Source organism: Streptomyces albiflavescens, assembly GCF_014645835.1.
Lineage (GTDB): Bacteria > Actinomycetota > Actinomycetes > Streptomycetales > Streptomycetaceae > Streptomyces > Streptomyces albiflavescens.
Genome location: NZ_BMMM01000004.1, coordinates 308,654 through 331,181, shown reverse-complemented (window position 1 = coordinate 331,181; position 22,528 = coordinate 308,654). Strand labels below are relative to the sequence as shown.

At 70.9% G+C, this 22,528-nt stretch carries 19 protein-coding genes; 8 read left to right on the top strand and 11 right to left on the bottom strand.

All coding sequences use genetic code 11. The features are described 5' to 3' along the window. Nucleotides 1-147 precede the first annotated feature (147 nt). Complete coding sequence (locus tag IEY95_RS13875; protein WP_189186290.1) at nucleotides 148-543, top strand: nitroreductase family deazaflavin-dependent oxidoreductase; 396 nt, start codon at nucleotides 148-150, stop codon at nucleotides 541-543. A 197-nt stretch (nucleotides 544-740) separates the two neighbouring features. On the opposite strand, the gene IEY95_RS13870 is transcribed toward IEY95_RS13875, so the two are convergent. The 7 genes from IEY95_RS13870 to IEY95_RS13840 form a co-directional block, all read right to left on the bottom strand. Then, nucleotides 741-2,195 carry an aldehyde dehydrogenase family protein gene (locus IEY95_RS13870; protein ID WP_189186289.1) on the bottom strand — a complete coding sequence of 485 codons (1,455 nt, stop codon included), beginning with the start codon at nucleotides 2,193-2,195 and terminating at the stop codon, nucleotides 741-743. Further along, complete coding sequence (locus tag IEY95_RS13865; protein ID WP_189186288.1) at nucleotides 2,192-3,922, bottom strand: N-acyl-D-amino-acid deacylase family protein; 1,731 nt, start codon at nucleotides 3,920-3,922, stop codon at nucleotides 2,192-2,194. The genes IEY95_RS13870 and IEY95_RS13865 overlap by 4 nt, the downstream gene beginning before the upstream one ends. 14 nt (nucleotides 3,923-3,936) lie before the next feature. After that, the gene (locus IEY95_RS13860) at nucleotides 3,937-5,055 is read right to left on the bottom strand and encodes an LLM class flavin-dependent oxidoreductase (protein ID WP_189186287.1); all 1,119 of its coding nucleotides are present in this window, start codon (nucleotides 5,053-5,055) and stop codon (nucleotides 3,937-3,939) included. 133 nt (nucleotides 5,056-5,188) lie between these two features. Then, nucleotides 5,189-5,974 (bottom strand): SDR family NAD(P)-dependent oxidoreductase, encoded by a 786-nt coding sequence (locus IEY95_RS13855; protein ID WP_189186286.1) that lies wholly within the window; start codon nucleotides 5,972-5,974, stop codon nucleotides 5,189-5,191. Between the two features lie 11 nt (nucleotides 5,975-5,985). Further along, entirely contained in the window at nucleotides 5,986-6,927 is a 942-nt protein-coding gene (locus tag IEY95_RS13850; protein WP_229702891.1) for an LLM class F420-dependent oxidoreductase, read from the bottom strand. Between the two features lie 160 nt (nucleotides 6,928-7,087). Next, the gene (locus tag IEY95_RS13845) at nucleotides 7,088-8,539 is read right to left on the bottom strand and encodes an FG-GAP-like repeat-containing protein (protein ID WP_229702889.1); all 1,452 of its coding nucleotides are present in this window, start codon (nucleotides 8,537-8,539) and stop codon (nucleotides 7,088-7,090) included. Between the two features lie 165 nt (nucleotides 8,540-8,704). Then, nucleotides 8,705-9,943 carry an amidohydrolase family protein gene (locus IEY95_RS13840; protein WP_189186284.1) on the bottom strand — a complete coding sequence of 413 codons (1,239 nt, stop codon included), beginning with the start codon at nucleotides 9,941-9,943 and terminating at the stop codon, nucleotides 8,705-8,707. Nucleotides 9,944-10,156: 213 nt separating this feature from the next. On the opposite strand from IEY95_RS13840, the gene afsR reads away from it, so the two are divergent. Both afsR and IEY95_RS13830 read left to right on the top strand, forming a co-directional pair. After that, entirely contained in the window at nucleotides 10,157-13,108 is a 2,952-nt protein-coding gene (gene afsR, locus IEY95_RS13835) for an SARP-family global regulator AfsR (RefSeq protein WP_189186283.1), read from the top strand. 207 nt (nucleotides 13,109-13,315) lie between these two features. Next, the gene (locus IEY95_RS13830) at nucleotides 13,316-13,510 is read left to right on the top strand and encodes a hypothetical protein (protein WP_189186282.1); all 195 of its coding nucleotides are present in this window, start codon (nucleotides 13,316-13,318) and stop codon (nucleotides 13,508-13,510) included. A gap of 239 nt (nucleotides 13,511-13,749) precedes the next feature. On the opposite strand, the gene IEY95_RS13825 is transcribed toward IEY95_RS13830, so the two are convergent. Both IEY95_RS13825 and IEY95_RS13820 read right to left on the bottom strand, forming a co-directional pair. Continuing rightward, on the bottom strand, nucleotides 13,750-14,100 hold the full coding sequence (locus tag IEY95_RS13825) for an ATP-binding protein (RefSeq protein ID WP_189186502.1): 351 nt from the start codon (nucleotides 14,098-14,100) through the stop codon (nucleotides 13,750-13,752). Nucleotides 14,101-14,117: 17 nt separating this feature from the next. Beyond that, nucleotides 14,118-14,339 (bottom strand): hypothetical protein, encoded by a 222-nt coding sequence (locus IEY95_RS13820; protein ID WP_373294467.1) that lies wholly within the window; start codon nucleotides 14,337-14,339, stop codon nucleotides 14,118-14,120. Between the two features lie 135 nt (nucleotides 14,340-14,474). Between IEY95_RS13820 and IEY95_RS13815 the strand changes: the two genes are divergently transcribed. Both IEY95_RS13815 and IEY95_RS13810 read left to right on the top strand, forming a co-directional pair. Beyond that, nucleotides 14,475-15,326: a helix-turn-helix domain-containing protein gene (locus tag IEY95_RS13815; RefSeq protein ID WP_189186281.1), complete on the top strand. Its 852-nt coding sequence runs from the start codon at nucleotides 14,475-14,477 to the stop codon at nucleotides 15,324-15,326. Next, complete coding sequence (locus tag IEY95_RS13810) at nucleotides 15,307-15,507, top strand: DUF397 domain-containing protein (RefSeq protein WP_189186280.1); 201 nt, start codon at nucleotides 15,307-15,309, stop codon at nucleotides 15,505-15,507. Before IEY95_RS13815 ends, IEY95_RS13810 begins: the two co-directional genes overlap by 20 nt. Before the next feature lie 114 nt (nucleotides 15,508-15,621). On the opposite strand, the gene IEY95_RS13805 is transcribed toward IEY95_RS13810, so the two are convergent. Further along, a complete protein-coding gene (locus tag IEY95_RS13805) occupies nucleotides 15,622-17,220 on the bottom strand; it encodes a FadD3 family acyl-CoA ligase (protein ID WP_189186279.1) in 1,599 nt (532 codons plus the stop codon). Nucleotides 17,221-17,321: 101 nt separating this feature from the next. On the opposite strand from IEY95_RS13805, the gene IEY95_RS13800 reads away from it, so the two are divergent. Genes IEY95_RS13800 through IEY95_RS13790 form a run of 3 tightly spaced genes read left to right on the top strand, consistent with a single transcriptional unit; the run spans nucleotide 17,322 to nucleotide 19,744 of the window. Further along, a complete protein-coding gene (locus IEY95_RS13800; RefSeq protein WP_189186278.1) occupies nucleotides 17,322-18,470 on the top strand; it encodes a lipid-transfer protein in 1,149 nt (382 codons plus the stop codon). Between the two features lie 42 nt (nucleotides 18,471-18,512). Continuing rightward, nucleotides 18,513-18,962, top strand: coding sequence for a Zn-ribbon domain-containing OB-fold protein (locus tag IEY95_RS13795; protein WP_229702887.1), 450 nt, complete (start codon nucleotides 18,513-18,515; stop codon nucleotides 18,960-18,962). Then, a complete protein-coding gene (locus IEY95_RS13790; RefSeq protein WP_229702885.1) occupies nucleotides 18,959-19,744 on the top strand; it encodes an enoyl-CoA hydratase/isomerase family protein in 786 nt (261 codons plus the stop codon). Before IEY95_RS13795 ends, IEY95_RS13790 begins: the two co-directional genes overlap by 4 nt. A gap of 312 nt (nucleotides 19,745-20,056) precedes the next feature. Here IEY95_RS13790 and IEY95_RS13785 read toward each other — a convergent pair whose 3' ends face one another. After that, entirely contained in the window at nucleotides 20,057-22,381 is a 2,325-nt protein-coding gene (locus IEY95_RS13785) for a serine/threonine-protein kinase (protein ID WP_189186277.1), read from the bottom strand. Nucleotides 22,382-22,528: the final 147 nt, after the last annotated feature.

The window sequence follows — 22,528 nt, the reverse complement described above, 5'->3', positions numbered from 1 at the left end:
TGCTGCGGTAGCGATGATTCGCTCTCTGGCAGAAACAACGCTAACACCAATACGGTAGCAACGCTACCCGCGGCCGTAACATCGCTACGCCCGCCCTGCCGTCCGCGGGTAATTTCAGTGGTGACGCACAGGAGAGGCGGCCCCCACATGACGCGCTACGCCGAGCTCAAATACCGGATCGTCACGCCGTTCCAGCGGCGCATCGGCAACCCGGTTCTGCGACGTCTGCCGATGCAGACCGTGCTGGAGACCACGGGCCGGAAGTCCGGCCTGCCCCGCCGTACCCCGCTGGGCGGCCGTCGCGTCGGCGACTCCTTCTGGCTGGTCTCCGAATACGGGGAGAGGTCCCAGTACGTGCGCAACATCCGCGCGGACGCGCGGGTTCGCGTCCGCATCAGGGGCCGCTGGTACAGCGGCACGGCCCACCTTCTCCCGGACGACGACCCCCGGGCCCGTCTGAAGACGCTGCCCCGGCTGAACAGCGCGGCCGTCCGGGCGGTGGGAGGCCGGCTGCTGACGGTGCGGGTCGACTTGGAGGACTGAGGTTTTCCGCCCCTCCGCCCCTGCCCTCGCCCAAGCTCTCGGCTTCTCCCCCAGTGCCTTAAGGGCCTGGGAGGTACCCCCAGAGCAGGGGGGACCCCCATCGTCCCTGGGGGCTGCGCCCCCAGACCCCCGCCAAAAGACCGCGCAGTTCCCCGCGCCCCTGACAAGGAGCGCGGGGAACTGCGCAAAGGGTGAACTCAACCGGGCCAGACGATCGCCTGTACCTCGCTGTACGCGTGCAGCGCGTACGACCCCACGTCCCTGCCCACGCCGCTCTTCTTGAAGCCGCCGAAGGGGGCCTCCATGTTGCGGCCGACGGTGTTCACGCCCACCCCGCCGGCCCGGAGGCGACGGGCGACGCGGAAGGCGCGGGCGACGTCACCGGACCAGACGTAGTCGATCAGGCCGTAGTCGCTGTCGTTCGCGAGGGCGACGGCCTCCTCCTCGTCCTCGAAGGGGACGACCACGACGACCGGGCCGAAGATCTCCTCGCGGACCACCCGCATGTCGGGGGTGCAGTCGGCGAGGAGGGTCGGGGCGACGTAGAAGCCGCGTTCGAGAGCGGGGCGTTGGCCGCCCGTGACGACCCGCGCCCCTTCCTTCCGGCCCAGCTCGACGTACGACTCGACGCGGTCCCGGTGGGCGGAGGAGATGACCGGGCCGACCACCGTCCCCTGCTCCCGCGGGTCGCCCACCTTCAGGTACCCGGCATACGCGGCGAGTTGCTCCACCAGGCGGTCGTGCACGCCCCGCTGTACCAGCACGCGCGTCGGCGCCGTACAGATCTGCCCGCTGTAGAACGAGAACGTCGTGCCGATCCCCGACACCGCCGACTCCAGGTCGGCGTCGTCGAAGACGACCGCAGCGCCCTTGCCGCCCAGCTCCATCAGCTGCCGTTTCATCCCCCGGCCGCACACCTCGGCGATCCGCTGCCCGACGGCGGTGGACCCGGTGAAGCTCACCATGTCCACGTCGGCACAGTCCACCGCGGCCTCCCCCACCTCCGGGAGCGCGCCGCTCACCACGTTGACCACCCCCGGCGGCGCGCCCGCCGCCTCCAGCGCCTCCGCCATGCGGTACACGGACAGCGGATCCTGCGGGGCAGGCTTCACCACCACCGTGTTGCCCATCGCCAGCGCGGGGGCGATCTTGCCGGCCGGGTTCGCCCAGGGGTTGTTGTACGAGGTGATGCAGGTGACCACGCCGACGGGCTGGCGTACGGCCAGCGCACCCATCACGGCCGCCTTGCCGAAGGGCCCGGCCTCGTTGATCTGCGGCGGCAGCGGCTGCTCGACGGGCTCGACCTTCGCGTAGCGGCGGAAGCGGGCCACCCCGACGCCCACCTGCATCCCGCGCGCCGTCCCCGTCGTCGCGCCGCTCTCCGCCTGGGCGAGTTCGGCGTACGGGACGAAATTGCGCTGGACGATGTCCGCCGCCCGGTCCAGGACGGCGGCGCGCTCCTCCGCGGGCGTGCGCGACCACGTCTCGAAGGCCTCGCGGGCCGCGGCCGCGGCCGCGTGCACCTGCTGCCGTGAGGCCTCCGGCGCCCGCCCGACGACGCCCTCGGTCGCCGGGTCGATCACCTCGTAGAACCCGTTCTCGGGCACCACCCACGACCCGCCGATGAACAACCGCTGCTCGTCACCGCTCACTTGGTGCTCACCGTCCGTGTGTCCAGCCCGGAGCGCAGCACCTTCCCGGGCACCGCCCCCGTCACCACATCCCGCCGTATCGCCTCGACCCCGTTGACCCACACGGCGTTCACCCCGATCGCCTTCGAGTCGAGACGCGGACTGTCTCCCGGCAGGTCGTGCACCAGGGTGGCCTTTCCGGCGTCGATCCGTTCCGGGTCGACGAGCACGAGGTCCGCATGCCACCCCACCTCGATACGGCCCCGCTCGCGCAGCCCGAACAGCCGCGCCGGATCGTCCGTCAGCATCTGCACGGCCCGCTCCAGCGTCACCAGCTTGCGCCCGCGCAGGCAGTCGCCAAGGAAGCGGGTGGTGTACGGGGCTCCGCACATGCGGTCCAGATGGGCGCCCGCGTCGGAGCCGCCGAGCATGACGTCCTGGTGCTGCCAGGTCTCGGCGCGCAGCGCCCACGAGTCGGGGTCGTTGTCGGTGGGCATCGGCCACAGCACCGTACGCAGATCGTCGTTCGCGCAGATCTCGACGAGGCACTCGAAGGGCTCCTGGCCGCGCTCGGCCGCGATGTCGTTCACGACCCGCCCGGTCAGGCCCTCGTTCGCCGCGCTGTAGGTGTCCCCGATGACGTACCGCCCGAAGTTGGCGAGCCGCCGGAAGACGCCCGCCTCCTTGGAGTCCGCGCGCCGCAGCATCTCGGCCCGTACGTCCGGATCGCGCAACCGGGCGATCCGCTCGGGCACGGGCAGTCCCAGGATCGGCCCCCAGCCGGGGATCAGGTTCAGCGCGCAGAAGGTGCCGAGCGACATGTTCATCGGCGTGAGGATCGGCATGGTGAGCGCGACGACGCGGCCCCCGGACTTGCGGGCGCGCTCGCTCGCCTCCAGCTGCCGCGGGACGCGCTCGGGGACGGCGGCGTCGATCGTCAGGACGTTCCAGTTGAGCGGGCGGCCCGCCGCCGTGCTCATCTCCACGAACAGATCGATCTCGGCGTCGCTGAACTGGTCGAGGCAGCCCGCCACGATCGCCTCGATCTGGGTGCCCTCGTGCTCCCCCACGGCCTTCGACAGAGCCAGCAGCTCGGCGGGTTTCGCGTGCCGGGAGGCGACCGGCTTCCCGTCGCCGTCGGAGTGCGTGGAGGACTGGGTGGTGGACAGGCCCCACGCTCCGGCGTCCATCGCCTCGTGGAAGAGGGCGAGCATCTGCGACAGCTGTTCCTCGGTGGGCTGCCCGCCCACCGCGTCCGGCCCCATCACATACCGCCGCAGCGCGCAGTGCCCCACCATGAAGCCCGCGTTGACGGCGATCCGCCCCTCCAGGGCGTCCAGGTACTCGCCGAAGGTGTGCCAGTTCCAGGGCGCGCCCTCCTCCAGGGCGACCAGGGACATGCCCTCGACCTTGGACATCATGCGACGCGTGTAGTCGGCGTCCTCGGGTCGCGCGGGGTTGAGCGGGGCGAGGGTGAAGCCGCAGTTGCCGCCCGCGACCGTGGTGACCCCGTGGTTCAGGGACGGGGTCGCGTACGGGTCCCAGAAGAGCTGGGCGTCGTAGTGCGTGTGGGGGTCGACGAATCCGGGGGCGAGGACGAGCCCGGCGGCATCCTCGCTGCTACGGGACGGCTCGGTCACCGTACCGATCACGGCGATCCGGCCGTCACGTATCCCCACGTCCGCGGTGTACGCGGGCGCGCCCGTCCCGTCCACGACGGTCGCGCCCTTGATCAGGTGGTCGAGCATCGCGGCGAAACCCCCTAAGCGGCCTGACGGAACCGGGTCGTCCGATGCACCGGATCCGTGTCGATCTTCGGAATCACGTGCTCGCCGATCAGCTTGATCGTCTGCAGTGTGTACTCGGGCGGCACTCCGACGGGCAGGCCGAAGGAGAGCTGGTCGGCGCCCGCCTGCTCCCAGCGTTTGCACTGGGTGAGCACCTCGTCCGGGTCGCCGCAGATCAACAGCTCCTCCTCGATGAGGAGTTCGACGAACTCCTCGTTGTACTCGGGGAGCGTCTCGGGCCAGACGGGGAAGCCCTCCGGGCGCGGGAAGGTGTCGTGGTAGCGGAAGACGAGGGAGGGCAGATAGTGCAGCCCGCCGCCGACCGCGATCCGGATGGCCTCCTCGTGCGTCGGCGCGCAGATCGCGGTCGTCGTCACCATCACGTTGTCGTTGACGAAGTCCCCGATCGGTTCGGCGTTCACGACCGCCGTCTTGTACTGCTCGAGGACCCACTCCATGTCGGAGACCTTCTGCACGCTGAAGCCGAGCACTCCGAGGCCCTTGCGGGCGGCCATGGCGTACGAGGGCGGCGACCCTGCGGCGTACCACATCGCGGGGTGCGACTTGCCGTAGGGCTTGGGCAGCACCTTGCGCGGCGGGAGCTGCCAGTGCTTGCCCTTGAACCCGACGTACTCCTCCTGGAGCCACATCTTCGGGAACTCGGCGATGGTCTCTTCCCAGATCTCCTTGGTGTAGTTCATGTCGGTGATGCCGGGGAGGAAGCCGAGGATCTCGTGCGAGCCGGCACCGCGGCCACTGCCGAACTCGAAGCGGTTCTCGGAGAGATGGTCGAGCATGGCGACCTTCTCGGCGACCTTCACCGGGTGGTTGACCTGGGCGAGCGGGTTGAAGATCCCGGAGCCGAGGTGGATACGGTCCGTCGCGTGCGCCAGATAGCCGAGGTAGACGTCGTTCGCCGAGAGGTGCGAGTACTCCTCCAGGAAGTGGTGCTCCGACGCCCAGGCGTACTTGAAGCCGGACTTGTCCGCCTGGATGACGTACTCGGTCTCCTCCATCAGCGCCTTGTGCTCCGCGAGCGGATCGGTCTCGGCCCGCTTGCCCACGTATCCCTGTACAAAGAGCCCGAATTCCAAGGAGGTTCACCGTCCCCAAAGTTAGGATCAGCCTGATCTGACGTACCGTCAGATTCATCTGCCGCCGACTGTTGCACCGCACCCATGCACCGTCAATAGCTGACGCCATGTCAGCTGATGGCTTGCCGCGCGCTCAGAGAACGCTCACCCCCGCCAGCCACCCCCCGTCGATCACGAACGGCTGCCCGGTGATGTACGAGGAGTCCTCGCCGGTCAGGAAGAGGGCGAGGCGGGCCACCTCCTCCGGCCGGCCGATCCGCCCGAGCGGCACGAGCTTGCGGTACAGCTCGTCGAGCGCCTGAGAGGCCGCCGCACTGTCGGCGGGGTCGGCGTCCGGGTCGAGCTGGGCGGGGTTGCTCATGGCGGTGTCGATGGCTCCCGGGCAGACGGCGTTCACCCGGATCTTCTTGGCGGCGAGCTCCAGGGCAGCCACCCGGGTCAGCCCGACGATGGCGTGCTTGGTCGCGGAGTACGCCCCCACCCACGCCATCCCGGTGAGCCCCGCGTACGAGGCGGTGTTCACGATGGTCCCGCCTCCCGCCGCCGCGATCTCGGGGGCGACGCTCTTGATCCCGAGGAACACCCCGACCTGGTTGACCTGCACGATCTGCTGGAACTCGTCGAGAGGCGTGTCGACCAGCTCGTTGAAGCGGAGGATTCCGGCGTTGTTCACGAGGCCGTCGATGCGCCCGTACGCCGCCTTCGCGGCCGCGGTCGCCGCGCGCCAGTCGGCCTCCTGGCTCACGTCGAGGTGCACGTACCGCGCGCCGATCTCCTTGGCCAGCGTCTCCCCCTGGTCGTCGAGCACGTCGGCCAGGACGACCTGCGCGCCCTCCTCGACGAACAGCCGCGCCTCCTGCTCGCCCTGCCCGCGCGCCGCTCCGGTGATGAGGACGACCCGCCCGTCCAACTTGCCCATGCCCTGACTCCCTAGTTGAGGTGGGGCGCGACGTCCGCGCCGAACGCCGCGATCTGGTCCGTGAGTTCCTCGCGGCTCCGGCTGCGGAACCGCACCTGTATCTGGTGCACGCCCATCGCGCCGTACTCCCGCAGCGACTCGGCCAGAGCCTCGGGCGGCCCGCTCAGCGTGCGCCGCCCGACCTCCCAGCCGGGCTCGCCGACGTACAGCGGCTCGGTGATGGCGCCGACGGTCAGGGGTTCCTCGATCCCCGCCCCGGCGCGCAGCTCCCGGAGCCGGGCGATCTGCCCCGGCAGCCGGTCGCGCGGATCGCCCTGCGGCAGCCAGCCGTCGCCGCGCAGCGCGGCCCGGCGCACGGCGGCGGGCGAGGAGCCGCCCACCCACACGGGGACCCGCTCCTGGGCGGGCCTGGGCCGCTGGCCGAGGCCCTCGAAGTCGTACGTCTTGCCGTGGTGGACGGGGAACTCGTCCGACCCGAGCGCGGCGCGCAGCGCGTCGATCGTCTCGTCGAGGACGGCTCCCCGGCGCTCGAAGTCGGCCCCGACCGCCTCGAACTCCTCCCGCACGTGCCCGGCGCCCACCCCGAGGACCAGACGGCCGCCCGACAGATGGTCGAGGGTCGCGTACTGCTTGGCCGTGACGAGCGGATGCCTGAGCCCGACGATCGCGACATGACTGAGCAGCCGGACGCGCTCGGTCACGCCCGCGAGGAAGGCGAGGGTGGCGACCGGGTCGTACCAGACGGTGCTCATCGCGCCCGCGAGCCTGCGCGGGATGGCGACGTGGTCGCAGCTCGCGACATAGGCGAATCCGGCGCGGTCGGCGGCGCGGGCGATCTCGACGAGGTCGTCGGGGCCGGCGGCGGCTTCCCAGGGTTCCGCGAAGAGGGTGCTCTGGGACTGGACGGGGAGCTGGATGCCGTAGGAGAGGCGTTCCTCGGACGGGACGGGCACGACGACCCCCTTGCCTGACCGACGGCCGCCCGACTGACGGACCGTCAGATTGAATGGGACTCGCACATAGTCGTCGCTGACGCCGCGTCAGACAAGGGGAAGCCCCGGCGGAACATGTCCGCCGGGGCTGTTGCCCGGGACAGGGCGCGTGGGCTGTGCGTCAGCGGGCGAAGCCGTAGCCGAACCAGGCGTCGGTGACGGGCGCGCCGACGTCGGCGGGCCCGAAGGAGACCGAGCCGGAGGCGGTCGGGCCGGTGCTGGTGGAGCGGAAGGCCCAGACGGCGCCGTCGTAGGTGTTCTCGCCGTGCGCGGCGACATACAGCTCGGCACGGCCGTCGTGGTTGGTGTCGGCCAGCGCGGTGTGCCCGCCGAAGAGGTCGCCCTTCTCGGCGGTGCCGGGCACACCCGTGGTGTTCTGGCTGAAGGACACGGCGCCGCTGCCGGTGAGGCCGGACGCTCCGCCGCGCAGCACTGCCACGGCGCCCGCCGAGGTGACCGTGCCGATGTCCTCACCCGGGGAGCCGACGGCCACGTCCGCGTACCCGTCGCCGTTGGTGTCCCCGACGGAGATGCCCAGGCCGAAGTCGTCGCCGTACTCGGACACTCCGGGCACACCCGCCGTGTCCTGGTTGATCACCGTCGTACGGGAGGTGTCGGGCCCGCTCGCCGAGCCGTACACCACGCCGACCTGCCCGCCGAGGAGCGCCGGCTCGACGGATTCCTCACCTTGGCCGTCGACGGGGCGCCCGACGACCAGGTCGGCGTACCCGTCCTTGTTCACGTCGCCGATGCCGAGGCTGGAGCCGCCGGGCATGTCGGTGCCGTCGGACCGCTTCAGGACGACCAGGTCGCTCAGCCCCTGCTTGGTGCCGTGGAGGTAGGCGATGCGATAGGCGGCGCCCGGCGGCCCCTCCTCGGTGGGGGTGTGGACGAGCCCGACGAGGTCGGTGATGCCGTCGTGGTCGACGTCCCCGGCGGCGACGTCGTCGATGGTGAAGCCGGCGTCTTCATTGCTGAGGTCGAAGGCGATGTCCGCGGTCGCCGCGGCACCGGCGGTGCGGGTGAACGGACCGGTCAGCAGGTGGTTGTCCGTGGCCACGTCGAGGTGACCGTCACCGTTGAAGTCGCCGACGGTGACATGCCGGGGCGCGACCAGGCCGAGCGTGCCGCCAGTCGCCACGACCTTGCCGCCGGACAGCCCCGCCTTCCCGCCCCAGACGACGGTCACGGTGCCCGCGTCATCCACGGTCCCGATGTCCTCGCCGCTCGCACCGACGACCAGGTCCGCGTACCCGTCGCCGTCCAGGTCGCCGAGGGACAGGCCCCAGCCGAACCAGTCGCCGGTCTCGGCGGCGCCGGGTATGCCGGCCGTGTTCTGGCTGATGACCTGCCGGTGCTTGATGTCCAGCCCCAGCGAGGAGCCGTACACGACGCTCACGTACCCGGCACGGGCGTACCCGCCGACCGTGCCCCAGGGGGCGGCGACGGCGAGGTCCGTGTACCCGTCGCCGTTGAAGTCGGCGCGCACGCTCGTCGCCCCGGCGCTCGCCGTACCGGCCGCGTGCGCGCTCACCGGGCCGACAACGGCTCCGGCGACGGCCACGGCGGCCACGAGTCCGAGGCGAGAACGAAACTTGCGTCTTCCCATGTGGAACCCAACTCCCGCGCTGAAAGTGCAGCTGCCCGACGGAGAAGTCAAGATCCTCACTCCGCCGCCACTACGACTCCCGTGGTGGTGGCAGGGTTGCCCTGGAAGACGGCGGGAGTTCCCGAATCGTTAACCGGCGCCTCCCCGGGGCCACAGCCCGTCCTCCGTCAGCCCCAGCAGCTCGATCGCGTTCCCCCGCACGATCCGCTCGACGACGTCCGGGGCCAGGTGCCCCATCTGGGCCTCGCCGACCTCCTTCGACTTCGGCCAGGTCGAGTCGGAGTGCGGGTAGTCGGTCTCGTAGAGGACGTTGCCGACGCCGACGGCGTCGAGGTTCTTCAGCCCGAAGGCGTCGTCGAAGAAGCAGCCGTAGACATGCTCGGCGAAGAGTTCGGACGGCGGCCGGTGGACCTTGTCGGCGACGCCACCCCAGCCGCGGTTCTCCTCCCACACCACATCCGCACGTTCGAGGATGTACGGGATCCACCCGATCTGCCCCTCCGCATACATCACCTTCAGGTTCGGAAAGCGCTCGAATTTCCCGCTCATCAGCCAGTCCACCATCGAGAAGCAGCAGTTGGCGAAGGTGATGGTGGAGCCGACGGCGGGCGGGGCGTCGGCGGAGGTCGACGGCATGCGGCTGGAGGAGCCGATGTGCATGGCGATCACCGTGCCGGTCTCGTCGCAGGCGGCGAGGAAGGGGTCCCATGCGTCGGTGTGCACGGACGGAAGCCCCAGATGCGGCGGAATCTCGGAGAAGGCCACCGCGCGTACGCCACGGGCGGCATTGCGCCGTACTTCTTCCGCCGCAAGTTCGGCGTCCCAGAGCGGAATGAGGGTGAGGGGGATGAGACGCCCCCGGGCGGCCGGCCCGCACCACTCCTCCACCATCCAGTCGTTGTAGGCCTTCACTCCGAGAAGGCCCAGCTCGCGGTCCTTGGCTTCGGTGAACGTCTGCCCGCAGAAGCGCGGGAAGGTGGGGAAGCAGAGGGCGGACTGCACGTGGTTGATGTCCATGTCGGCCAGACGCTGGGGGACGTCGTACGACCCCGGCCGCATCTGCTCGTACGTGATGACTTCGAGGCGTATCTCGTCCCTGTCGTATCCGACAGCGGTGTCGAGGCGGGTGAGCGGACGGTGGAGGTCTTCGTACACCCACCAGTCGCCGATCGGGCCCTCGTCGCCCGGGCTGCCCATGACGGGGGCGAACTTCCCGCCCAGGAAGGTCATTTCCTTCAGGGGTGCGCGGACGATGCGGGGCCCGGTGTCCTGGTACTTCGCGGGCAGCCGGTCGCGCCAGACGTCGGGTGGCTCCACCGTGTGGTCGTCCACCGAGATGATCTTCGGGAAGGTCCGGGATGTCTCCATGAGGTTCACGGTAGCGCTGATCTGACGGTCCGTCAGCTAGCTCTTCCGCACCTCCGGGTCGAGTAAATCTGTGCGGACGTGTGGGGAGACCGTGTGAGGGCCTTGTGGTGTAGCGTGCGGCGCCCTGTGATCGCTGTCTCCCACGGCTGACGCATCCGCCATGAACAAGGCAAACTGGCCTCGTTGCACTGACGGTTCGGCAGGGGGACAGCGATGGACGGTGTGCCGCGAGTACCGGAGCAGCGGCGTCCCGAGGAATCGGCGGCGTTGCGCTTCAGCGTGCTCGGTCCGGTGCGCGCCTGGCGCGAGGAAGAACCCCTGCCGGCGGGCTCCCCGCAACAACGCGCCCTGCTCGCCGCGCTGCTGCTCCGCGAGGGCCGCACGGCGACGGCGTCCGAGCTCATCGACGCCCTGTGGGGCGACGAGCCCCCGTCCCAGGCACTGGCCGCCGTACGCACCTACGCGTCCCGGCTCAGGAAGGCACTGGGCCCCGAGGTCCTGGTCAGCGAGTCGGGCGGATACGCGATCCGATCGCTCGGGGAAGGCGCGCTGGACGTCGCCCGGGCCCAGGAACTGGCGTCCGACGCCGAGAAGGCGCGCGGCGCCGGAGAGCTCTCCCGGGCCCGCGTGCTGCTCCGGGACGCGCTCGATCTGTGGGACGGGGAGCCGCTGGCGAGCATCCCCGGCCCGTACGCGGAGACACAGCGGGCCCGCCTGGAGGAGTGGCGCCTGCAACTCCTGGAGGCCCGTCTCGACATGGACCTGGAGCAGGGCTGCCACGCGGAGGCGGTCTCCGAGCTGACCGCCCTGACCGCGGCGCATCCCCTGCGGGAGCGGCTCCGCGAGCTGCTGATGCTGGCGCTGTACCGCTCCGGCCGCCAGGCGGAGGCGCTGGCCGTGTACGCGGACACCCGGCGCCTGCTGGCCGACGAGCTGGGAGTGGACCCGCGGGCGGGCCTGAAGGAACTCCAGCAGCGCATCCTCCAGGCGGACCCCGGCCTCGCGGAGCCGTCGGCTCCGGCGGCGGAGCCCGCGACGACGCCGGTCCGCCCGGCCCAGCTTCCCGCCACCGTCACGGACTTCACGGGCCGCGCCTCCTTCGTCCAGGAGCTGAGCGACGTCCTGGCCTCCGCCTCCTCCGCCGAGGGCCGGGTGATGGCGGTCTCGGCGCTGGCGGGGATCGGCGGCGTGGGCAAGACGACCCTCGCGGTACATGTGGCGCACCAGGCGCGCGGCGCCTTCCCGGACGGGCAGCTGTACGTGGACCTGCAGGGCGCCGGGCCGCGGGCGGCGGAGCCGGAGACGGTGCTGGGAGCCTTCCTCCGGGCCCTGGGTACGGCGGACTCGGCGATCCCGGACTCCCTGGAGGAGCGCTCGGCCCTGTACCGCTCGGTCCTGGACGGCCGCAGGGTGCTGGTACTGCTGGACAACGCGCGGGACGCCGCACAGGTGCGTCCGCTGCTGCCGGGCACGGAGGGCTGCGCGGCGCTGGTGACGTCACGGATCCGGATGGTGGACCTGGCGGCCGCCCATCTGGTCGACCTGGACGTGATGTCCCCCGAGGAGGCGCTCCAGCTCTTCACGAAGATCGTGGGAGAGGAGCGGGTCGCCTCGGAGCGCGAGGCCGCGCTCGACGTGGTCGCGGCGTGCGGCTTCCTCCCCCTGGCCATCCGCATCGCCGCGTCCCGCCTGGCCGCCCGCCGCACCTGGACGGTCTCGGTCCTGGCGGCGAAGCTCGCGGACGAGCGGCGGCGGCTGGACGAGCTCCAGGCGGGCGACCTGGCCGTGAAGGCCACCTTCGAGCTGGGCTACGGCCAGCTGGAGCCGGCGCAGGCGCGCGCCTTCCGGCTCCTCGGCCTGGCGGACGGCCCGGACATCTCGCTCGCCGCCGCGGCCGCGGTCCTGGACCTCCCGGTCGAGGACACCGAGGACCTCCTGGAGTCCCTCGTCGACACCTCCCTGCTGGAGTCTGCGGCGCCCGGCCGCTACCGGTACCACGACCTGGTCCGGCTCTACGCGCGTGCGTGCGCGGAGCGGGACGAGCAGCCGCCGAGCGAGCGGGTCGCGGCGATGTCGCGGTTGCTGGACTTCTATTTGGCCACGGCAGCGGGGGTTTACGCGATCGAGCGGCCCGGGGATCGGCTGGTGGATCATCTGGAGCCGACCGGGACGCCGGGCCTGGCCTTCGCGAACCGACAGGCCTCTTGGGACTGGCTCTACTCCGAAGCCGTACCGCTTCTCGCCTGCGTACGGCAATCGGCAGGAGCCGGAACACTGCGGCGCGCGATCGATCTTCTGTGGGCCGCCGTCGACCTGGCGGAGTCGGGAGCCAATTCGCGGGAATACGAGGCGGCCGCAACTGCCCTGCGTGACGCTGCCCGAGCCCAGTCGGACGTCCACGCGGAGGGTCGGGCCTGCGTCGTACTGAGCAACGCACGCCTGTTCTCCGGAGTGTTCGATCAGGCCTACCGCGAGGCGCAGCAGGCCCTCCAGCTCGCCGAGGCGTCCGAAGACCCGCTTCCTTGCTGCTGGGCAGCGAACATCCTCGGGAGCATCGCCTTCTACCAGAAGCGCTACGTGGACGCTGAGGGGTACTTCAGCCGCGCCATCGAGGAGTTCCGCGCCTGCGGCGATCTGGCGGGCTCGGCAAGCCCGCTCTGCAACCTGTCCCGTCTGCACCTCGCGACGGGCCGTGCCGACAGCGCTGTCGCTCTCGCCGGCCAAGGTACGGAGATCTACGAGACGTTGGGCCACTCCCTTCGCGTGGCGAACGGCCGTTATGCGCTCGGCATGGCCCTCGGCAAGAGCGGCCAGCACGCCGATGCCACGGCCCAGCTCGAAGAAGCGCTGCGGGTCTTCCGCGACAGCCGTCAGCGTCTGTGGGAGGGCATGGCTCTCTGCCGCCTGGCGGAAGTCGAGCTGGATGCGCGCAAGTCGGCTCGCGCCGCGAGCAACGCCGAGATGGCGCTCACGGTGCTGCGCGGTATCGGCGGCGAATGGCGCCGAGGCAATGTGCTGACCGTGCTGGGAAAGGCGCTGCACGGGATCGGACAGTCCGGGAGGGCGCAGGTCTGCTGGCGCGAAGCCCTGGAGATCTACGAGGCGTTGGGGTCGCCGGAGGCCGCAGAGGTGAGGGCGCTTCTCACTCCGGTCGCCGCCGCGTAGGTCCGGCGGGGCGTTCATCGTTCGTTTATCGCCACCCGGCACTCTCTTGGTTGTCGATCCGTCGCGTCGGGGGGCAGACGGACCGCCGATGAGGTCGCCGCACTCGCAGTCTAGGGTTGGCGACCCGAGTGGCCCGTCCGGCCGTCCTCGGGGGAATGGCCGGGCGGGCCCCCAGTTCAGCAAGAGCCACCAAGGGGAGGCAGCACCATGAGCGATGCAGAGAAGAACGAGCCGATCGTCGAGCCCGACAACACCCACGTCACCGGTGGTGAGGACGGCGAGGAAATCACGCCGCTCAACACCCATGTGACCAGCAGCCCGATCAAGCCGCTGAACACCGTCACCGGCGACGACGGCACAGCCACCCCGGACAACACCCACGTGACGTCCGAGCCCAGCTAGACCTTCATCCCACACGGGGATCGGCCGCGACGGCGCGGAGGGGGAGCCGTCGCGGCCGACGTGTGCCCCGCACTTCGCCGGGCCCCGCTCGTCACCCTTGCCGCCCTGACGGCCGCGCTCGAAGGCCCGCTGCGCGGTGGGTCCGGCGCCCGCAGCCGCCTCAGGCCGGCCGACCCGAAGGCCGGCTCGCCCGCCGAAACCATCGCCCGCCTGCGCAAGGCGCGCGAGCAGCAACAGCATCACGCCTCACCCAGTTCGCACCAGACCGTCTTCCACGCGCTCCCCTGCTTCACACCCCAGCGCAGCGCCAGCGAGTCGAGCAGCACCAGACCGCGCCCGGACTCGCACGCGCCGGTGGCATGCAGGAGGACAGGCAGGGCGCGCGGGTCCGGGTCGGTGACCTCGACACGGGTACGGCCGCCCGCCCGGGTCACACGTACGCGTACGGGGGTGCCCTCACCCACGTGCCGAATGACGTTGCCGACCAACTCGCTGACGCAGAGCTGCACTTCGGGACACGGACCGCCGAGGTGGCCGCGCACGGCGTGCCGCAGTTCGGGCACGACCTTCGGCACGGCGAGCACGTCCATCTTCAGGGGCGGTCGCTTCACCGGCCGACCGCCCCGCGGAGTACGGCCGCCGGCTTGCGCGCGGTGGCGGTGTTGCAGTTGCCGAGTGCGACGAGCCCTGCCGGGGGCGGGTACGTGCCCGCGAAGCACGGCAGGTCCACGCGCAGGGAGGGCAGCGTGATGCCGTGCGCGGCGAGGGCTTGGCGCAGTTCCTCCGCGCAGATCTCCATGTCGTCGGCGGTGGGGGTGCGTTGTTGCACGGATACGCCTTCCTGTCCTGTCCGCCTCACAGCGGATGCGTTCTGTGACGAAGCAGTCACACAGTGGCGTGGTGCGGCGTACCGTGAAAGGGGTTTCGGTTACGCAAACAAACTGGCAAACGGCGGTGATGAGTTGTGCCCTCCCGCAAGGACCCCGACGCCTCGGCCAACGTTCCCTCCTTCTATGGCGCCGAGTTGCGCTTCAGGAGGGAGTTGGCGGGCCTCACGCTCGAACAACTGGCGGAGGGAAGCTTCCACGGCGTCCCGTTCCTGAGTCAGATCGAGCGTGGCGAGCGGCGCATGCCGCTGGAACTGGCCCGGCATGTGGACGAGAAGCTGGGCACGGACGGTTTTTTCCAAAGGCGTTGTGAAGATGCGCGCAGGGCACGGCAATCGGGGCATGCGGAGTACTTCGCGGACGTGGCGGAGATGGAGCGGCATGCGGAGGCGATCGAGGAGTGGGCGCCGATGCTGGTGCCCGGCCTGCTGCAGACAGCGGCGTACGCGCGCGCCATCGTGCGGGCCGCCATGCCCCGAGCCTCGGACGAAGAGGTCGAGAAGAAGGTGACGGCCAGGACGGCGCGGGCGGAGCTCTTCGACGCCGAGAAGCCCCCTGCATTCTGGGCGATCCTCGACGAGTCACTGATCCGCCGCCAGGTCCTTCCGAACGAAGGGATGGCCGAGTTACTGGAGCACATCGCGGAGGTGGTCTGGACCACCCGCTCTATTTTGCAGATGGTTCCGGAAACCGCAGCGGCCCATCCGTTCATGATGGGCATGACCAAGTTCATGACCTTCAAAGACGCTCCGCCAGTGGTGTACGCGGAGAGCCTCCACAGCGGTCAACTCATCGACTATCCAACGCTCGTGAAGCAGTACCGAGGGTCGTACGATCTGCTCAGGGCCGCCGCACTGCCCCCTGAGGCGTCCCTCACCATGATCCAGGCAGCGGCAGAGGACTATCGATATGGCAAGCATCGGGACTGACTTGAGCACCGCGCACTGGCGCAAGAGCAGTTACAGCAACGGCACCGGCGGCGACTGCGTAGAGGTCTCCCCCGGTTTCCCCGACCTCGTCCCCGTCCGTGACTCCAAGGTCCAGGACGGCCCGATCCTGCTCCTGCGAACCTCCTCCTGGTCCGCCTTCGTGGCGAGTGTGAAGCGCTGACCCCGCCGGGAGCACGCCTCTCACGCCCCGGCGCGAGCGAACCGCCGGCGACCGGCGGAGATCGTGATCAGCGGGTGCCGGGAGCACGCCCGGTCGAAGCCGCGCTGAACCCCCTCACCGCGCCCGTAGCTCCCCCTTGACCACCTTCCCGCTCGCATTCCGAGGCAGCTCCTCCACGAACTCCACCTCCCGCGGCACCTTGTAGTTCGCCATCTCGCGTCGGGACCAGGCGATCAGGTCGTCGGCCGTCAGGACGGAACCCGGGCGGCGGACCACGTACGCCTTGCCCACCTCACCCAGTCGACCGTCCGGGACGCCGATGACCGCGACGTCGGCCACGTCCGGGTGCAGGCCGAGGAGTTGCTCTATCTCGGCCGGGTACGCGTTGAAGCCGCCGACGATGAACATGTCCTTGATGCGGTCGGTGATCCGGAGGTTGCCCGCCTCGTCCAGGACGCCGACGTCGCCCGTGCGCAGCCAGCCGTCCTCCGTCAGGACCTCTGCCGTGGCCGCCGCGTCCTCGAAGTAGCCCTGCATGACGTTGAAGCCGCGGACCACGATCTCTCCCGGGGAGCCGGGCCCGAGGGGCGCCCCCGTCGCGCCCACCACCCGTACCTCCGTGCCCGGGATCGCCCGCCCGGAGGTCGACGCGATCACCGGTGGCGCGTCTCCCCGGCGGCACATCGTGACGATGCCGCTCGCCTCGGAGAGGCCGTACGCCGTCAGCACCGTGTCCACGCCGAGTTCCGAGCGCAGGCGTTCCACCAGGCGCAGCGGCACCACCGCCGCACCCGTGACGACCAGGCGCAGAGCCGAGAGGTCGTACGCGTCCCGGGACGGGTGGTCCAGCAGCGACTGGTGGAGGGTGGGCGGTCCCGGGAGGACCGAGATGCGTTCCGAGGCGACGTTCGCCAGCACCGTGTCCACGTTGAAGACCGGTTGCGGGATCATCGTCGCGCCGCGCATCAGGCAGGCCACGATGCCCGCCTTGTAGCCGAAGGTGTGGAAGAAGGGGTTCACGATCAGGTAGCGGTCGCCCTCACGGAGGCCCGCGAGGTCGCTCCAGATCTCGTAGCCGCGGAGCGTCTGCGCGTGGGTGATCAGCGCGCCCTTCGGACGGCCCGTGGTCCCGGACGTGAAGATGATGTCCGAGGGTGCGGAGCCGGAGAGGGTGTCGGCCCGCTGTCGTACGTCCGCCGCTCCCACGCCCTCCCCGTCCGCCAGGAAGTCCTTCCAGGTACGGAAGTCGGCGGGGGCGTCGTCCGCGAGTACCACCACCTGCTCCAGGTGCGGAAGGCCGGGCAGCGGGCCGGGTCCGGGGCCCTCGCCGGACGCCCTCCGCAGCGACGCCACGTACGACGTCCCCAGGAAGGTTCCGGTCACGAACAGCAGCTTCGCGCGGCTGCGGGACAGGACGTACGCCGCCTCCGTGCCCTTGAAGCGGGTGTTGAGGGGCACCAGGATCGCGCCCGCGGAGACGGCGCCCAGCGCGGAGACGATCCAGTCGAGGGTGTTCGGGGCCCAGATGGCCACCCGGTCGCCCCGTCGTACGCCGCTCGCCATGCAGGCCGCCGCCGCGCGTTCCACCCGGGCGCCCAACTCGGCGTACGAGACGCGGGTACGGCCCTCGACGACCGCCTCGCGGTCCGCGAAGCGCGTCGCCGCCGAGCGCACCAGCCCCGGGATGCCGCCCCACTCCAGGTCCCCGCGCATCGCACGCCTCCCATGACCGACGACCACTAGCTGACTGACCGTCAGATTAGCTGTAGCCTGACGGCCTGTCAGCAGTCGGTGCTCCATCGGGAGGTGCGCGCATGGCGGGAATCAAGGACGCCACCGCCGTCGTCGGAATCGGACAGACCCCCTTCGCCAAGCAACTCCCCGAATCCGAGAAGGCCTTGGCCTGCCGCGCCATCCTCGCCGCCCTCGACGACGCCGGGATCGCGCCCGCCGAAGTCGACGCGCTCGCCTCCTACACCATGGAGGAGACGGACGAGGTGGAGGTGGCCAAGGCCGTCGGGCTCGGTGACCTCAGCTTCTTCAGCAAGGTGGGGTTCGGAGGGGGCGGTTCCTGTGCCACCGTCGCGCACCTCGCCGGCGCCATCGCCAGTGGGCAGGCGACGGTGGGGGTCGCCTGGCGGTCGCGGAAGAGGGGATCCGGCCCACGGCCGTGGAAGAACACCGACGTCCAACTCCCCACCCCCGCCCAGTGGACCCGCCCCTTCGGGCTGCTCCGCCCGGCCGACGAGATCGGCATGCTGGCCCGCCGGTACATGCACGAGTACGGCGCGACCCGCGATCACCTCTTCAACGTCGCGCTCGCCTGCCGCAACCGGGCCAACCAGAATCCCGCCGCGATCATGTACGAGCGACCCCTCACGCGCGAGATGTACATGACCTCCCGATGGATCAGCGAACCCCTCTGCCTCTTCGACAACTGCCTTGAGACCGATGGCGCGTTGGCCTGCGTCATCGTGTCCGCCGAGCGGGCACGGGACTGCCGCCGGCGGCCCGTGTACGTCCACTCCGCCGCCCAGGGTCTGCCCGCCCAGCACCACGGCATGGTCAACTACTGGAACGACGACCCGCTCACCGGGCCCGCCTGGAGTGCCGCCCGACACCTGTGGAAACACGCCGACTTCACGCCGGAGGATGTGGATGTCGCGCAGATCTACGACGCCTTCACACCGCTGATACCCCTGTCCCTGGAGGGATACGGCTTCTGCGGGCGGGGCGAGGGCGCGGCCTTCACGGAGGGCGGGGCGCTGGAGATCGGCGGGCTGCTGCCCATCAATACAGGGGGTGGCGGTCTCAGCGAGGCGTATGTGCACGGCTTCAACCTCATCAATGAGGGCGTGAAGCAACTGCGGGGCACGAGTACGGCGCAGGTGCCGGGGGCGGCCACCTGCCTGGTCACGGCCGGGGAGGGGGTCCCGACCTCCGCCCTTCTTCTGAGGGCCTGAGGGCCTGAGGAGCTGAAGACCTGAGGAGCTGAAGGAGCTCGCATGAAGACCTACACGAACGAGGCCCTGCTCTCCCCCGTCCTCGACGACGACGGCGCGCCCTTCTGGCAGTACGCCGCCCAGGGCGAACTCCGGATCCAGGCGTGCTCCGACTGCGGTGAACTCCGCTTTCCGCCCCGGCCCTGCTGCCCGCACTGCCACTCCTTCGAGAGCGAGTGGCGGAAGATGAGCGGGAGGGGACGTGTGTGGTCGTACGTCATCCCCCATCCGCCGCTTCTGCCCGCCTACGCGGAGCAGGCCCCGTACAACGCGATCGTGGTGGAGCTGGCGGAGGCCCCGCGGATACGGCTCGTGGGGAATCTGGTGAGCGGGCCCGAGGCGCCGCTCAACTCCGTTCTCCCGGAGCGGCTACGGATCGGGGCGCGCGTACAGGTGGCCTTCACGGAGGTGAACGGCATGTCCGTGCCGCGCTGGGTCCTGGAGCGAGCGTGAGCGGCGGTGGCGGTCATCTGAGGGTCAGCGTCGACAAGGACACCGGGGTCGCCGTCCTCACCCTCGACCGGCCCGAGAAACTCAACGCCATCGACCTCGATACGGCCGCCGAACTCGCGGCCGCATGGCGGGAGTTCCGGTTCGACGACTCCGTACGGGCCGTCGTCGTCACGGGAGCAGGGGCGCGGGCCTTCTGCACGGGGATCGACCGGGACGTGGCCGTGCCGCAGCCCAACTCCCCGTACATGGTGGACGATCCGCTCGTCGCGATCGGGCCGAAGGCGAACGACCTGTGGAAGCCGGTGATCGCGGCCGTGAACGGGATGGCGTGCGGGGGTGCCTTCTATCTGCTCGGGGAGGCCGAGTTCATCGTGGCGGACGAGGAGGCGACGTTCTTCGATCCGCACACGACGTACGGGATGGTCAGCGCGTACGAGTCCATCTACATGGCGCAGCGGATGCCGTTCGGGGAGGTGGCGCGGATGGCGTTGACGGGGACCGCCGAGCGGATCTCCGCGCGGCGGGCGTACGAGGTGGGGTTGGTGTCCGAAGTGACGGCCCCTGGTGGGGTGTTGGCGGCGGCCGTCGACTGTGCGGCCGCCATCGCCTCGTATCCGGTCGAGGCCGTGCAGGGGACCGTGCGGGCGTTGTGGCTCGCCAAGGAGGCGGCCCGGGCGCAGGCGCTCGCGCACGCGGCGCAGCTCGTCTCGATGGGCAACCTTTCCGGGGAGCGCCAGGCGGGGCTCTTCATGGCCCGGCGGCCCGGGTTTCGGCTCCGCTAGGTCTGCTCGGCGGTGCCGGGGACTGCGGGCGACGCCGCGTGGCGGGGTCGTCGCACTGGGCGTAGCGTCTGCATCGAGAGCGGGGGCCGCGCCCGCTCTCCTGAAGCGACGGCCGCCGTACGGAGCCCCTTCCGTGGCCTTGACGACGGCCGTCACGGGCGAGTTTTCGCCCCCTTTGCCCCTGCCCGTCCCGTACCCGGCCTTTCGACTGCGGAACGGTGGGGGACTGTCGCGCAGTTCCCCCCGCCCCTGAAGGGGCGTCGCCCCCAGGTACGGGAATGTGCGGGGCGGCGAAACTCCCCCCAGCCCCCGTCACGTCGTCCGAGCCGTCCCCGTCCCCTTCTCCGCGTCCAGCGCGTACACGCAGCGGTCCTTGCTGCAGGCGTACACCACCCCGTCCTTGACGACGGGAGCCCCGGTGATCTCCCCGCCCGTCGCGAGCTTCCAGCGGAGCCGGCCGTCGTCCGCCTTCAGGGTGTAGAGAAGGTGGTCCGTGGAACCGAAGTGGATGCGGCCCTCGGCCACGGCGGGCGCGCCCACCAGGTCGCCCCCCGCCTGGAAGCGCCACTTCGGCGTGCCGGTGACGGCGTCGAGCGTGTAGAGGCCCTTGCCGCTGCCCACGTGGACGTGGCCCGCGGCGACGAGGACCGGCTCGATCGAGGCACGCGACTCGGTGGCGATGCGCCAGCGGTCACGCCCGTCGGTGGCGTCGAGGGCGTACACCGTGCCTAGGTAGTCGGCCAGGTAGACGCCGCCGCCCGTGACCGCCGGGCCCGGCACGAAGGTCGGCGGACAGAGGAAGACCGCGGGCGCCTCGAAGTGCCAGCGGACATGACCGCTCGCCACGTCGACGGCGAGCACACGGGTGCCGGCGGAGACGTACACATAGCCGTCGGGCGCCTGGGTCAGGCGGATCGGGACTCCGCCGCACGACGCCGCGTCGCCGATCGGGTACGACCAGCGCTCCTCACCGGTACGGGCCTCCAGGGCACGCAGCCGGGCGTCCTTCCAGACGTACACCGTGCCGTCGTGAAGGGCGGGCCCGGCCTCCGGGGACTCGAAGTCCGTCTGGGCGCCGGTGAGCTCCCACAGTTTCTGTCCGTTGGAGGCCTCCCAGGCCTGTACGCCGCCCCCGCGCGTGCCGGTGACGACCGTCCCCCGGTCGGCCCTGAGCGAGTACACCCAGGCGTCGGTGGACAGTCGCCACAGATCACCGCCCTCCCGGGCGTCCAGGGCGAAGAGCGTCGGCCCGTCGGAGGCGTGGATCCGGCCGTCCGCCACCGCCATCGACCACGCCACGTCACGCGTCTTGAAGCGGCGCCGGCCGGTCGCGACGTCCAGTGCGTGGACCTCGAAGGAGGTGACGTAGACCAGGTCGTCCGCCACCGACGGCGTACCCCATACGTCGTTCGACATACGGAAACGCCACGGGCGCCAGCCGGAGGCCGACTCGGCGGGCGGGGGCGGTGCCACGGTGGGCGCGGGATCGGCGCCGTTCACGCCGGCGCGCGGCCGGGACCAGGACGCGGCGAGGCCCGCCTCGGGAGGAGGCGCCTTGACGGCGGCGGCACGGGCGTCGGCGACGCGCGGCCCGGGGCCGATGGGCACCTGGGCGCCGGCGAGCCGTACCGGACCGCTGTCGGGCGCCCCGACGGGCACGGGGGCGTGCGAGGGAGGCTGCGACACGACCGGGCGTCCACCACTGCGCCCCCCGCCGCCCGTCGACGGCTTCACCGCGGGACGGCCCCCGCGGCGCGCCTCGATCAGGCCCACCGCCCGCTCGGGCAGCCACGCCGACGCCGTACCGCTGTCGTCGGAGCCGGAGCCGAAGAGATGAGGAGCCAGCTGCGCCTGGAGGTCGGCCGGGTTGGGGCGTCCCGTCGCCTCCATCTGCATGCAGGACTCGATGAGCGGACGGAGTTCCTCCGGGAGCCCCTCCAGGTCCGGGCCCTCCCGCAGCAGCATGAAGACCGTCTCGACGGGGTTGGCGCCATGGAACGGCGCGTGCCCGGTGGCGGCGAAGACCAGCATCGAGCCGAGCGAGAAGACGTCGCTCGCGCCGGTCACGCTGCGCGAGTCCTTCGCCTGCTCGGGCGACATGTACGCGGGCGTACCGACGGCGACGTTCGTCATCGTCAGGCGGGTGTTCGAGACGCCGGACGCGATGCCGAAGTCGATGACACGCGGCCCGTCCTCCACCACCAGGACGTTCGAGGGCTTCAGATCGCGGTGCACGAGTCCCGCGCCGTGGATGGACTGGAGCGCCTCCGCGACGCCCGCCGCCAACCAGCGCACCGCCTGGGCCGGGAGCGGCCCGCACTCGTTCACTATTTCCTCGAGCGAGGGCGCGGGCACATACGCGGTGGCCAGCCACGGCACGGCCGCGCGTGGGTCGGCGTCGACCACGGCCGCCGTGTAGAAGCCGGAGACCGCCCGCGCGGCCTCGACCTCCCGCGTGAAGCGGACCCGGAACAGCTGGTCCTCGGCGAGTTCCGTCCTGACCGTCTTGATCGCCACGCGTCGGCCGGAAGCCGAGCGCGCGAGATAGACCAGCCCCATGCCGCCGGCACCCAGCCGTCCCAGCACCTCGAACGGCCCGATCCGCCGCGGATCGTGCTGCGTCAGCTGATCCACCACTTGCCTGCCACCTCCCCGTACGGGCCACGTCATCCACGTATGAACGCGGCCCCGTGCAGCGTCTCACCACCGCACCGCCATGGCGGCACGCACCCCGATTCTTCCTGGCTCGGCCACAGGTTGCGAACCAGGGGTCATATCGGGGTG

Bases quoted from the DNA above. Each gene is read 5' to 3' on its own strand.
- IEY95_RS13875 (WP_189186290.1), top strand. From the start codon at position 148: ATGACGCGCTACGCCGAGCTCAAATACCGGATCGTCACGCCGTTCCAG.
- IEY95_RS13865 (WP_189186288.1), bottom strand. From the start codon at position 3,922: ATGCTCGACCACCTGATCAAGGGCGCGACCGTCGTGGACGGGACGGGC.
- IEY95_RS13855 (WP_189186286.1), bottom strand. From the start codon at position 5,974: ATGGGCAAGTTGGACGGGCGGGTCGTCCTCATCACCGGAGCGGCGCGC.
- IEY95_RS13840 (WP_189186284.1), bottom strand. From the start codon at position 9,943: ATGGAGACATCCCGGACCTTCCCGAAGATCATCTCGGTGGACGACCAC.
- afsR (WP_189186283.1), top strand. From the start codon at position 10,157: ATGGACGGTGTGCCGCGAGTACCGGAGCAGCGGCGTCCCGAGGAATCG.
- IEY95_RS13830 (WP_189186282.1), top strand. From the start codon at position 13,316: ATGAGCGATGCAGAGAAGAACGAGCCGATCGTCGAGCCCGACAACACC.
- IEY95_RS13825 (WP_189186502.1), bottom strand. From the start codon at position 14,100: ATGGACGTGCTCGCCGTGCCGAAGGTCGTGCCCGAACTGCGGCACGCC.
- IEY95_RS13810 (WP_189186280.1), top strand. From the start codon at position 15,307: ATGGCAAGCATCGGGACTGACTTGAGCACCGCGCACTGGCGCAAGAGC.
- IEY95_RS13805 (WP_189186279.1), bottom strand. From the start codon at position 17,220: ATGCGCGGGGACCTGGAGTGGGGCGGCATCCCGGGGCTGGTGCGCTCG.
- IEY95_RS13800 (WP_189186278.1), top strand. From the start codon at position 17,322: ATGGCGGGAATCAAGGACGCCACCGCCGTCGTCGGAATCGGACAGACC.
- IEY95_RS13795 (WP_229702887.1), top strand. From the start codon at position 18,513: ATGAAGACCTACACGAACGAGGCCCTGCTCTCCCCCGTCCTCGACGAC.